The organism is Acidocella sp. MX-AZ02, from assembly GCF_000306035.1.
GTDB lineage: Bacteria > Pseudomonadota > Alphaproteobacteria > Acetobacterales > Acetobacteraceae > Acidocella > Acidocella facilis.
The window spans coordinates 167,914-180,280 of sequence record NZ_JH976208.1 but is presented as its reverse complement, the minus strand read 5'-3'; the positions used below and the strand labels follow the sequence as shown (position 1 = coordinate 180,280).

11 protein-coding genes are annotated in these 12,367 nt (G+C 65.2%); 7 read left to right on the top strand and 4 right to left on the bottom strand.

Features of this window, described 5'->3' with window-relative positions; all coding sequences use genetic code 11:
- Positions 1–42: 42 nt before the first annotated feature.
- Positions 43–1,494 (bottom strand): amidophosphoribosyltransferase, encoded by a 1,452-nt coding sequence (purF, locus tag MXAZACID_RS09070; protein ID WP_008493978.1) that lies wholly within the window; start codon positions 1,492–1,494, stop codon positions 43–45.
- A gap of 96 nt (positions 1,495–1,590) precedes the next feature.
- Positions 1,591–2,910, bottom strand: a complete 1,320-nt coding sequence (locus MXAZACID_RS09065; protein ID WP_008493977.1) for an aspartate aminotransferase family protein — start codon at positions 2,908–2,910, stop codon at positions 1,591–1,593.
- Between the two features lie 244 nt (positions 2,911–3,154).
- Between MXAZACID_RS09065 and lptF the strand changes: the two genes are divergently transcribed.
- From lptF to MXAZACID_RS09035, 6 genes are all read left to right on the top strand, one after another.
- Complete coding sequence (gene lptF / locus MXAZACID_RS09060; protein WP_008493976.1) at positions 3,155–4,261, top strand: LPS export ABC transporter permease LptF; 1,107 nt, start codon at positions 3,155–3,157, stop codon at positions 4,259–4,261.
- Positions 4,258–5,370 carry an LPS export ABC transporter permease LptG gene (gene lptG / locus MXAZACID_RS09055; protein ID WP_008493975.1) on the top strand — a complete coding sequence of 371 codons (1,113 nt, stop codon included), beginning with the start codon at positions 4,258–4,260 and terminating at the stop codon, positions 5,368–5,370. The genes lptF and lptG overlap by 4 nt, the downstream gene beginning before the upstream one ends.
- A gap of 3 nt (positions 5,371–5,373) precedes the next feature.
- Positions 5,374–7,623 carry an LPS-assembly protein LptD gene (locus tag MXAZACID_RS09050; protein WP_008493974.1) on the top strand — a complete coding sequence of 750 codons (2,250 nt, stop codon included), beginning with the start codon at positions 5,374–5,376 and terminating at the stop codon, positions 7,621–7,623.
- Positions 7,620–8,915: a peptidylprolyl isomerase gene (locus tag MXAZACID_RS09045; RefSeq protein WP_008493973.1), complete on the top strand. Its 1,296-nt coding sequence runs from the start codon at positions 7,620–7,622 to the stop codon at positions 8,913–8,915. Before MXAZACID_RS09050 ends, MXAZACID_RS09045 begins: the two co-directional genes overlap by 4 nt.
- A 6-nt stretch (positions 8,916–8,921) precedes the next feature.
- Positions 8,922–9,500 carry a YqaA family protein gene (locus MXAZACID_RS09040; RefSeq protein WP_008493972.1) on the top strand — a complete coding sequence of 193 codons (579 nt, stop codon included), beginning with the start codon at positions 8,922–8,924 and terminating at the stop codon, positions 9,498–9,500.
- A 147-nt stretch (positions 9,501–9,647) separates the two neighbouring features.
- Positions 9,648–10,421: a DeoR/GlpR family DNA-binding transcription regulator gene (locus MXAZACID_RS09035; RefSeq protein ID WP_008493971.1), complete on the top strand. Its 774-nt coding sequence runs from the start codon at positions 9,648–9,650 to the stop codon at positions 10,419–10,421.
- Positions 10,422–10,566: 145 nt separating this feature from the next.
- Here the strand turns inward: MXAZACID_RS09035 and MXAZACID_RS09030 are convergent, their stop codons facing one another.
- Together MXAZACID_RS09030 and MXAZACID_RS09025 are read right to left on the bottom strand one after the other, a co-directional pair.
- On the bottom strand, positions 10,567–11,478 hold the full coding sequence (locus tag MXAZACID_RS09030) for a cytochrome c oxidase assembly protein (RefSeq protein WP_008493970.1): 912 nt from the start codon (positions 11,476–11,478) through the stop codon (positions 10,567–10,569).
- Positions 11,471–11,962, bottom strand: a complete 492-nt coding sequence (locus tag MXAZACID_RS09025; RefSeq protein ID WP_008493969.1) for an Lrp/AsnC family transcriptional regulator — start codon at positions 11,960–11,962, stop codon at positions 11,471–11,473. The genes MXAZACID_RS09030 and MXAZACID_RS09025 overlap by 8 nt, the downstream gene beginning before the upstream one ends.
- Positions 11,963–12,132: 170 nt before the next feature.
- Here MXAZACID_RS09025 and MXAZACID_RS19305 point away from each other — a divergent pair.
- Positions 12,133–12,367 (top strand): NAD(P)-binding protein (locus MXAZACID_RS19305; protein ID WP_008493967.1); only part of this gene is annotated, 235 nt, incomplete at its 3' end.

The window sequence follows — 12,367 nt, the reverse complement described above, 5'->3', positions numbered from 1 at the left end:
AACGTTATCCGACCAAACGAATCCGTTTGATCGGATGCTGCTCTAGCTGAGTTCGGCCAGCAGGCTGGGTCGCGCCTCGCGGGTCTCGGCATTGTCGGTCAGCGAGATCGGATAATCGCCGGTAAAGCAGGCATCGCAGAAGGCGGGCGCCGCCGGGTCGCGGCCTTCCTTGCCCAGCGCCTTGTAGAGCCCGTCGATGGAGATGAAGGCGAGGCTGTCGACGCCGATCAGCCTGGCCATCTCTTCCACGGAATTGCGCGCCGCCAGCAGCTTGCCGCGCTCGGGCGTGTCGATGCCGTAGAAGCAGGAATGGGTGGTCGGCGGGCCGGCGATGCGCATATGCACCTCCTTCGCCCCGGCCTGGCGCACCATCGCCACGATTTTCTGGCTGGTGGTGCCGCGCACGATGGAATCATCCACCAGCACCACGCTCTTGCCTTCGATCATGGCACGGTTGGCCGAATGTTTGAGCCGCACGCCAAGATGGCGGATCTGATCCGTCGGCTCGATGAAGGTGCGACCGACATAATGGTTGCGGATGATGCCGAGTTCAAAGGGAATCCCCGCCGCCTCGGCGAAGCCCATGGCGGAGGGCACGCCGGAATCGGGCACCGGCACCACCACATCGGCCTTGGCCGGAGCCTCCAGCGCCAGCTGCGCGCCGATCTTCTTGCGCGCGGTATAGACGGAGTTGCCTTCCATGATCGAATCAGGGCGGGCGAAATAGATATATTCAAACACGCAGAAGCGCGGCTTGGTCGGCGCGAAAGGCTTGATGCTCTGCACGCCGCTATCATCGATCAGCACGATCTCGCCGGGGTCGATGTCGCGCACGAACTCGGCGCCGACGATATCGAGGCCGCAGCTCTCGGAGGCCAGCACCCAGCCCGGCTTGCCATCCGCGCCGGAGAGCTTGCCCAGCACCAGCGGGCGCACGCCCAGCGGGTCGCGCACGCCGATCAGCTGCTCATTGGTCAGCGCCACCAGCGAATAGGCGCCGATCACCTGCTTGATCGCATCGATCAGCCGGTCGACCACATTGGCATAGAGCGAAATCGCGATCAGATGCACGAACACTTCCGAGTCCATGGTGGACTGGAACAGGCAGCCCCGGCGGGTGAGCGCCTTGCGCAGCGTATGCGCGTTGGTGAGGTTGCCGTTATGGCCAACGGCGAAGCCGCCGAACTCGAATTCCGCGAACAAAGGCTGCACATTGCGCAGCACGGTGTCGCCGGTGGTGGCGTAGCGGTTATGGCCGATGGCGCGCGCCCCGGGCAGCCCCGCCATCACCTTGGCATCGCCGTAATTATCGCCGACCAGGCCGAGGCCCTTATGCGAATGAAAGCGCACGCCGTCATGGGTGACGATGCCGGTCGCCTCCTGGCCGCGATGCTGCAGCGCATGCAGCCCGAGCGCCGTGATCGCCGCCGCATCCGCCACATTCCAGGCGCCGAAAACGCCGCACTCCTCATGCGGCTTGTCATCGTCAATCATAGAAGTCCCGCCTTGCTGATCCCGCGCTCCAACTAGCGATGTGACAGCCAGATGTCGAGGCATCGGCACGCATAGGCGCACCCCGGCCGGTGCGGCTCAGCCCATCGCCGCGAGCACGGCGCGGAATTTTTCCAGGAAAAGATCCAGCTGCCCCAGGCTGATACAGAGCGGCGGGCAGAGTTTCAACGTCTGCCCGTGGACGCCGCCAATGCCGAGCAGCACGAAATTCTGCCGCATCATATTGACGATCTGCCGCGCCCCGGCGGGGTCCGGCTCGCCATTTTCCGGATTGGCGATGTCCACGCCCAGAATCAGCCCGGCCCCGCGCACCATGTCGACGCGCATGAAACTCTTCGCCAGGCTGTTCAGGCCGCGACGCAGATGCTCCCCGGCGCGGGCGGCATGGCGCAGCAGCCCCTCCTCGGCGATCGTCTCCAGCACCGCCTGTCCGGCCGCGGCGGCAACCGGATTGGCGCCGAAACTGGCGAAAAACGGCGCCTCCTCGGCGGCACGGGTCAAATAATCCGGCCGGGTGAGCATGGCGCCGGACGGGTAGCCATTGCCCAGGGCGCGGCCGAGCACGACGATATCCGGCACCATCTCATGCCGGGCAAATCCCCACATGACGCCGCCCACGCGGCCAAATCCGGCACGGCCCTCATCGGCGATGAACAGGCCGCCGGCAGCCCGCACCGCCTCCGCCGCCTCGGCCAGAAAGCCCGGCGGATCGGTAAAGACGCCATCGGAGGCGAAAACGCTGTCCACCACCAGCGCCGCCACGCCGGCACCGCTGGCGGCCAGGCTCTGCGCCGCCTCACGCACCTGCGCCGCGAACCAGGCCGACAATTTCTGGTTGCCGGCCATCGCCAGGTTGGGGGCCGGAATGGTGCGCACATAGGTCGGCAGGCCGCGCGGCGCGAAGAGCGGCGAGATCTCCGCCGCCGCGCTGGTGCGTCCATGGCTGGCGCCGCTCGTGACGATGACCCCCTGCCGGCCGGTCACCAGCCGGGCCGTGCGCAGCGCCAGATCCATCGCCTCGCTGCCGGAATTGGTCATCACCACATTGTCCAGCGGCGCGGGAAACAGCGTCAGCAGCCTTTCGGCGTAGCCATCGACCAGATCGTGCAGATAACGGGTCTGCACGTTCAGCCGCGCGGTCTGCGCCGCCACGGCGGAGGCGACATCCGGGTTACCATGCCCGACCAGCACGCCCTTGGCGTGAAAATCCAGATAAGGCTGGCCGGCGACATCGAACAACAGCGCGCCATCGCCGCGCACGATCTCCACCGGCTTGTCGTAATGCAAGGCGGCGGGGGAGCCGAAGCGGCGCAGCCGGGCCTGGAGGCGGCCGGCCTGCGCCTCCATATCATCCGTCGGCGCCAGGCGCGGACGCGCAAGCGCCTTCACCCGTGCCATAACGCAACCTTAAGTGTTGGACCTGTCACAACCCCGCAAACTCCGCCATCCGTCAGATAAACCGCGGACGTGCCCGCACAGCACATTATTTCGCCACCTTATTGCATTGTGGTAAATACAACGATTTTTTGTGGCATGTGCAAAGCAAAATTTTGCCGTTTCCTGACTGTTTTGTCACGGCATGTTCCAACCGCAACACCCAGTCTTGCCATTGCCCCCGCGCCCGGCCAGAGATGCAGCCGAGATGCAAGCCTTGCCCTTCCTCCACCGACTGGACCGTTATGTGCTGAGCCAGCTGGCGCTGGCGCTGGCGCTGGTCACCACCGGCCTGGTGGCGCTGATCTGGCTGACCCAGTCGCTGCGCTTCATCCAGATCATCGTCAGCCACGGGCTTTCCCCGTTCGTGTTCGTGAAGCTGACGGCGCTGCTGGTGCCGAGCTTCCTCTCCACCATCCTGCCGATCACCTGCTTCATCGTGGTGCTGTTCATCTATGTCCGGCTCTCCGGCGACCGTGAACTGACCATCATGCGCGGCATCGGCCTGTCGGACCTCAAGCTCGCCCGCCCGGCGCTGGCGCTGGCGCTGGCGGTGACGCTGCTGGGCTATGGGCTGAGCCTGGGCGTGGTGCCGGCCACCTTATCCACCTTCCGCACCTATCAGTACGAGATCCGCAACCAGATCGCCGCCTTCCTGCTGGAGCCCGGGGTCTTCACCCCGGTTTCGGCGAATATCATGGTCTATGTGCAATCCCGCGATCCGGCCGGCGGGCTCAAGGGCATCATCATCGAGGATAACCGCGACCCCAACGCCCCGGCGACCATCCTGGCGCGCACCGGCGAGCTGCTCACCACCGCGCAAGGCCCGGTGGTGGTGCTGGAAAATGGCTCACGCGAGCAGATCGACCCGAAGACCGGCCAGCTGGACATGCTGACCTTCGAGCGCAACACGCTGTCCCTGGCCCAGGCCGCGCGGGCGGGCGGGCCGGTGGATAACGACGCCGCGGAGGAACCTCTGGGCGCGCTGCTGCACCCGCCCGCGACAATGGAGGCCGGGGACCGCGCGAAATGGATCGTCGAGGCGCAGCGCCGCCTCACCGCCCCGCTCTCCACCCTCGGCTATACGCTGGTGGCGCTGGTGGCCGCCCTTGGCGGCACCTTCCGCCGCCATGGCGGCATTACCCGCATCATCGGCGCCGTGGTCATCGTCACCGCCCTGGTGGCGCTGGGGCTGGGGGTGAACAATCTCGCCGCCCGTAACCTCGCCTTGCTACCGTTGATCTGGGTCTGGGCGGTCATTCCCGGGCTGGTCTCGCTCTATCTGCTGCTGCGCCAGGGTGCGCCGCGGGCATGAGGTTTCCGCTCACGCTGTCCTGGTATTTCGGCCGGCATTTCGCCACCGCCGTGCTGGCGATGACCGCCGGGCTCACCGGGCTGGTCGCCTTGTTCGATTTTCTGGAGCTGCTGCGCGAATCCGCCACCGCGCCGGCCGCCAGCTTCGGTATCATCCTGGAAATCGAAGCGCTGCGATTGCCGTGGAGCATGATGCAGATCATGCCCTTCGCGGTGCTGCTGGGCGGCATCTACGCCTTCTGGCGCCTGGCCCGCTCCTCCGAGCTGGTGGTGGCGCGCGCCGCCGGCATCTCCGCCTGGCAGTTCCTCTCCACCCCGGTGCTGGCGGCCTGCGCGCTCGGGCTGGTCTGCACCACCCTGGTCAGCCCGCTTTCAGCGCTGATGTATGGGCGCGGCGAGCAGATCTATAACGCCTATCTGAAACCCTCCGGCGGCCCGCTTTCGCTGAATGGCGGCTCGCTCTGGGTGCGCCAGACCGATAGCGGGCTGGTGCCCGGCGGCATCGCCGTGCTGCACGCGAACGATGTGACGCTGAAGGGCCGCGAGCTGGCGGCCGACCAGGTCTCGATCCTGCGGCTTGACCCGCAGACCAGCCTGCTGGAACGGCTGGAGGCGCGCAGCGCCACCCTCTCCAGCGGCAACTGGGCGCTGAAAAACGTCTCGGTGCTGAAACCCGACCAGGCCCCGCAGCTGGTGGCGGAGATGAATTTCCCCACGGACCTCACCGTCAACCGGGTGCAGGAAAGCTTCGCCTCGCCCAACGCCCTCTCCTTCTGGGCGTTGCCGGGCTTCATCCATCTGCTCAAGCGCTCCGGCTTCTCCGCCACCCAGCATGAGCTGGCCTTCCAGACGTTGCTGGCCCTGCCGCTGCTCTGCGCCACCATGGCGCTGGTCGCGGCGGGATTTTCCATGCGCCCCTCGCGGCGCGGCGGGGCGGGAACCATGCTGGTCTCCGGCGTGAGTTTCGGATTCGCCCTGTTCATGATCTCCGAGGTCGCCAACCAGTTCGGCACCTCCGGCGCCATCCCCGTCAGCCTCGCCGCCTGGGCCCCGGCGCTGGCCGGATTGTTTTTGGCGCTTGCCTTGTTGCTGCATCTGGAAGATGGCTGAACCATGACCCGCACCGGCAAGTTTCTGCTCCTGCTCGCCACCACCGCTCTGAGCGGCGCCGCCGCCACGGCCCTCGGTGGTTCCGCGCTCGCCCAATCCATCGGCACGCTCGCCACCGGCTCATCCGCCTCCGGGGACAAGAACGCCCCGGTGAGCTTCACCGCCGACAGCCTGTCCTATGACAAAACCGGCAAGATTATCACCGCCACCGGCCATGTCGTCGCCATCCAGAACGACCAGACCCTGCATGCCGACAAGGTGACGATCAACCGCGCCACCGATGTCGTCACCGCCGACGGCCATGTGGTGCTGACCCAGCCGGACGGCAGCAATACCGTCTATGCCGAGCATGTGGTGCTCTCGCACAACATGAAGGACGGGGTGATGGAAGCGGTGGCCGCAAGGCTGGCGCAGAATGCCCGCATCATCGCCAATGGCGGCCGGCGCTACGATGCCAAGCTCGATGAGCTGTCGAAGCCGGTCTATTCCGCCTGCGATCTCTGCAAGAGCGATCCCCGCTCACCCCCGACCTGGGCGATCCGCGCCGCCAGCGCCACCCGCGACCTCGAACATAAAATGATCGAGTTCCGCGACGCCACGCTGCTGATGAAGGGCATCCCGGTGTTCTGGCTGCCTTATCTGTCCGAGCCCGACCCCTCGGTGAAACGCCAGAGCGGCTTCCTGATCCCCAGCGGCGGCGCCACCTCGCAGCTCGGCGCCTTCGCGGTCATCCCCTATTATCTCACCCTGGGCAAAACCGCCGATGTCACCCTCACCCCGGTGCTGGCCACCAAGCAGGGCCCGGCGCTGAAGGCGCATTTCCGCGAGGCCTTCAACCAGGGCTATCTCGATGTGAAACTCTCCGGCGGCCAGGATCGCGGCGAATTCGGCGACAGCGTCTTCGCCAACGGCACCTTCGATCTGAACCAGAACTGGCGCGCCGGCTTCTCCTACAACCGCGCCTCCAACCCGCAATATCTCGACGATTTCTCGATCCTGCCCAACGCCTCCTATCTGGAAAGCAACGTCTTCCTGGAGGGCTTCACCACCAGCTCCTATGCGCGGATCGATGCGCAGACCTATCAGGGGCTGGTCGCCTCGGTGAATCAAAGCGAGCTGCCGATCGTCGGGCCCTATGCGCAGTATCATTACGTCTCGCCGCCGAGCGGTCCGCTGAACGGCACGCTGAAGATTGACACCAGCTTCTTCAACGTGATGCGCGATGTCGGCACCAATACCCGCCGCCTCGCCTTCATCCCGTCCTATTCCGTGCCCTTCACCTTGCCGGCCGGCATCATCGGCACCGCGCGGCTGCAGCTGGACGCCGCCTATTACAATGCCGACAAGCTGAACCAGCAGCCCAACTACAGCGAGGACCAGCAGGCCAGCATTGGCCGCGCCCAGCCTTACGGCGCGGTGATGCTACGTTGGCCCTTGATGCGCCCGACCGCGCGCTGGGGCAGCCAGCTGATCGAGCCGATCGTGCAGCTCGTCGCCTCGCCGAATATCGGCATTTCGCAGAATGACCGCATCCCGAACGAGGACAGCCTGGATCTGGAATTCTCGGACGCCAACCTGTTCGCGCTCAACCGCTATCCCGGGATCGACCGGCTGGAAGGCGGCTCGCGGGTGGATTACGCCATGCATGCCGCCTGGTATCTGCCCGGCGGCATGACGCTGGACGGGCTGATCGGCCAGTCCTACCGCTTCCACAAGGATTCGGTCTATCTCCCCGCCTCCGGCCTGACCGACAATGCCTCGGACATCGTCGCCCGCGCCGTGGTGGCGCCGACCAGCTGGTTCAACATCACCTATCGCGGCCGCTTCTCGCATACGAGCCTGGGCAACCGGATGACCGATGTCACCGCGAATGTCGGCCCGGCCAGGCTGCGCGTCTCCGGCGGCTATCTCTATACCAGCACCAACCCTTACGCGCTGTACGACAATACCGTGCTGGGCGAGGTGGACACGCTGAACCCGCCCGCCGCCTATTTCACCCCGCGCCAGGAAGCGACGCTGAACGTCTCCAGCCAGGTCGGCCAATGGAACCTCTCCGGCGGCGGCCAGCGCAACCTGAAAACCGGGAAGTTTGACGTCGTCAATGCCGATATCGGCTGGCAGAATGACTGTTTCGGCGTCAACCTGCTGTTCTATAAGCGCTTCACCTCTTTCAACCTGGACAATGGCAGCACCGCGGTGCTCCTGCAGTTCAATTTCAAAACCCTTGGAACCGTCGGATTCAACGCCCTATGAAATTCCTGCTCCGCGCCGCTCTTCTCGCCACGGTCTGCACCGCCCCGGCCTTGGCCCAACCGGCCCCCGCCCCGGCGCCCATCGCGGCCCCCGGTGCCGTCGGCATGGCCGCCGTGGTCAATGGCCAGGTCATCACCACCCAGGATGTCGCCGCGCGCGCCCAGCTGCTGGCCCTGACCATGGGCATCCACCCGACGCCGGATCTCATCGCCCGCCTCGCCCCGCAAGTGACCAAGCAGCTGATCGACCAGACCCTGCAGCAGCAGGAGATCGACAAGCTCAACATCAATGTCTCCGATGAGGAGGTGGAAAACGCCATCTCCAATATCGAGAAGGGCAACGGCATGGCGCCGGGCGGGCTGCAGAGCAAGCTGGAAGCAGCCGGGGTGCCCTATTCCACCCTGCTGGCGCAGATCCGCACCTCGCTCGGCTGGCAGCAGGTGCTGCACAAGGTGCTGGGCCCAGGGCTGCAGCCCACCCCCGGCGACCTGGCGGCACAGAAGACCGCCTTGCAGGCCAGCCTTGGCGCCACCCAATATCATCTCGCCGAAATCTTCATCCCCGTCACCGACCCCAGCGACGAGGCCCCGGCCGAGACTTTCGCCAACACCGTGATCGCGCAGCTGCATAAGGGCGCGCCCTTCCCGATCGTCGCGGCGCAGTTCTCCCAGGCACAAACCGCCCTCGCCGGCGGCGATGAAGGCTTCGTGCAGCTCAGCCAGCTCGACCCGCAGGTGGCGGCGACGGTGAAGATCATGCCCATCGGCGCGATCTCCAACCCGATCCGCGTGCCCGGCGGCTTCGAGATCGTGCAGCTGATCGCCAAGCATGACGAGGGCGACGCGCTGCAGACCATCCTGGATATGCGCCAGGCCTATGGGCAATATCCGCAGCCCATCAGCGGCGGCCAGCTTGGCCCGGCGCAGATCAGTTTCATCAACGCCTTCATGGCCAAGGCGCAGCAGGCCAAGAGCTGCGCCGCGGTGGAAGCGCTGAATGCGTCTTACGGCAATGTGCATCCGGCCAATCCCGGCCCGGTCAATCTCGCCACCGTCACTCCGCCGGCCTTCCAGCAGATTCTCGCCAATCTGCCGCTGAACACGCTGAGCCGCCCGCTGGTGGAAGCCGCCGGCGTCTCGGTGGTGATGATCTGCAACCGCACCCAGGAAAAGGCCCAGCTGCCGCCGGACGATCAGATCGCCAACATGATCGTGGACCGGCGGGTGCAGCTGGAATCCGAGCAGATGATGGACCAGCTGCGCCACCGCTCCGTGATCCTGCAGAGCAACTGATCCGGCATGCTGCGTCGGCTTTATGACTGGGCGCTGGATCTCAGCGCCCGCCCGCTGGCCCCGCTCTGGCTGTTTCTGGTGGCGATGGCGGAGGCCAGCGTTTTCCCGTTGCCGCCGGATGTGCTGCTGATCCCGATGGCGCTGGCGAAGCCGCGCCGGGCCCTGCTGTTCGCCGCGATCGCGACGCTGGGCAGCGTGCTGGGCGGCGCCATCGGCTATGCGCTGGGCTATGCGCTGTTCGTCAAGCTGGCGCAGCCGATCATTCATTTCTACCATTACGATGCCGCCTTCGCGGCCTTTCAGCAGAAATTCGCCACCTACGGGGCGGCGATCATTCTGGTGAAAGGTCTCACGCCGATTCCCTATAAAATCGTCACCATCGCCGCCGGAGCGGCGAAGTTCAATTTCTGGCTGTTCATGGGGCTGAGCCTGATCACGCGCGGCGTCCGCTTCTTTCTGGAGGCGATTCTGCTGCGCCTGTTCGGCGATCCAGCACGGGTTTTCATTGAAAAACGGCTCGGATTGTTAACGGCCCTGTTCGCGATCATCCTTGTTGGCGGTTTTTTAATTCTCAAATTCGCGTGATCCGATGAGGGATTTGGGTATTTTCCCCCAGCTCGTCTTAATTATTGAGACGGCCTAACAAGAGCCAGGGAAATTTATTGTAATTCCAATATTTGCATAATTCCGACTCAGCAATCATACTAACACGCAATCTCAGCGAGTGATGGAATGAGGCAGGAGAAGCGAGACCGGCAAGCCAAGATTCTCGACGCGCTCGGCCAAGCTCCCAGCCTGCGCGTGGCCGAGTTGGCATCGTCCTTGCAGGTCTCAACCGAAACCATTCGCCGGGATCTGGATGAGCTGACCGAGGCCGGGCTGCTCAACCGCACCTATGGCGGCGCGGTACGCCCGCAGGGCAGCGAGCCCGGCATCGCCGAACGCAAGCTGATCAATCTGCAGGAACGCCGGCGCATCGCGCAGGCCGCCACCAGGCTCGTGGGGGATGCGCGCTCCCTGCTGCTGGGCAGCGGCGCCACGGTCGAGCATGTGGCCCGCGAAATTGCCGCGCGGCTCGACAATATCATGGTCACCACCCATTCCTGCGGCGTCGCCGCGGCGCTTGCCAGCAACAGCTCGATCGAGGTGATGCTGATCCCCGGCCTCTATCATGCCGCGGAAGCCTGCGTGTTCGGCGGCCATGCCATCGTCTTTCTGCAAAATCTCTATGCCGACTATGTCATTCTCGGCGCCAGCGGCGTGGATCAGGACGGGCCGAACAACGCCCTGGCGGAAACCGCGGCGGTGAACGCCGCCATGCTCGGGCACAGCGCCAAATCCATCGTCGTGGCGGACCAAGGCAAGTTCAACCAGCAATTCGCCACACGCTATGCCAGCTGGACGCAGATCGGCACGCTGGTGACCGACGCCACGCCGCCCGAAAATCTGGCGAGCAGCCTGAACAGCCATAATGTCCGGCTGCTGGTGACGGCGGAAACCGGTTAGGAGCCATATGTGAAAAAAAGCGGCACCAAAGAACTTTGGGGCTGTTCCAGATCTTCATTCATCTGGCCATTATCACGGCCCTTCAAGGCGTTGAAGGTAGAAGCCTGACACTTATCTGGGATAGCCCCAAAATTTTTATTTTATCTCAGCGCCCGGTCCATTTCGCCTCATAGATCTTCGCCCCCTTCGGCGCCTCGATCGTCGCATCCAGCTTCATCTCCGCCAGCCGCAGCGCATTCAGCGTGATGATCAGCGCCGCCACATTCATCATGCCCGAGGGGATCCATTCGATGATCCCGCCCAGCATCTGGTCATGGGCGGAAGAGATGGTCGGGAACAGCCGCCCGCACAGCTCATAGAAGGAGAACAGATCCCGCCCGGTCAGCGCGATATAGGCGCCGATGGCGATTTGCGGAAACATCACGAAAAACCCGGTGCCCGCCCGGGTGAGGTAAGAGAACCGGCAAGGCGGCTGCGGGCGCGGGTCCAGCACCACCATCCAGAACAGCACCCCGCCGGCGAGGCAGGAGAGATTCATCACCCCATACAGAAACGGGTCGATCATCGCGGCGAAATGCACGTCTGGGATCAGCCAGATATCGGCGCTGAGCAGAAACACCGCCATCGCCGCCAGCGGGTGGGTAAGCGGGCGCAAAGGCCGCCAGAGCCGGCGCGCGGCGGCCACAACCCAGCCCGGCGCGCCCGCCGCCAGCACCGCCCCCGGCCAGGAAATGCCGGCGCAGAAAGGCGCGATCATCCCCAGCATCAGCGCCTGGGCGCGGTTGAGGAAGAACATATGCTGGGCGAGATATTCGAAATGCGTCTGCAGCACGAACCAAGTGCCGAGCAGCCCCAGCCAGAAAAACCCCTGCCGCACGCGCCCGGGCGTTTCCGCCAGCCGGCGCAGCCCGCGCCAGTACCAGAGGCCAAGCAGCAGGCAGCCGAGAAAGACGATCGGGTTGAAGACGAAGGGCAGCAGAAACGGCAGCTCGGCCGGGATATAGGCGCACATCCCCCCCACCAGCAGCGTGAGGAGGATGAGCCCCGCCTCAGCCATGCAGCCGGTCCATCGGCACGCCGGAGAGGGCGCGGCTGGTGCGGATGGTCTGCAGCGTCTGCACCCGGGCCACGGTGGGGGCGTTGGTCAGGCGCTGGGTCAGCTGGTTTTCATGCGCCGCATCCCGCGCCACCAGTTTCAGCAGGAAATCCCCGCCGCCGCGGATCATGTGGCACTCGCGCACCTCCGGCCAGCCGGCGACGAATGCCTCGAACGCCTCCAGCACCGAAAGTTTCTGGCTCTCCAGCCCGACGACGACGAAGAAGGCGATCTGCCAGCCCAGCTTATGGCCGTCGGTGTCGGCATGGTAGCCTTTGATATAGCCGGCCTCCTCCAGCCGGCGCACCCGGCGCAGGCAGGGCGGGGGCGAGATGCCGGCCCGCCTGGCCAGCTCGACATTGGTCATGCGCCCATCCTCCTGCAATTCCGCGAGGATCTTGCGGTCGATTTCATCGAGGATGAGGGCGTCGGTCTCGGTCTGCATGCATAATCCGGGTCAGGTTTCACGCAATATAATTGCGTTCATCTATTTGGCCATGGGCAGTTTCGCTTTTCAACCAATGCCGGGCGGAAATCCGCCGCTTGGTTGACGCCGCGCGGCAAACCGGGCCCTGATGGCGGCATGGGCATGATGACACAAAGCGCGCAAAGCCGATGATCGACGCCGCCATCATCGGCGCCGGAGAGGCCGGAGTCGCGGCGGCGCAGCGGCTGCAGGCGCGCGGGGTGCGGCGGATCCTGCTGCTGGAGCGCCGTGGCGCGGTGGCCCTGCCGCGGCCTCTGCCAGGGGTAGAGTTGCGGCTGGGGCATGAGGTGCGGGCCCTGGATCCCAACGGTGGGCTGGAGATCGCGGCGCCGGACGGGCCAACCCGGCTGCGCGCCCGGCGCG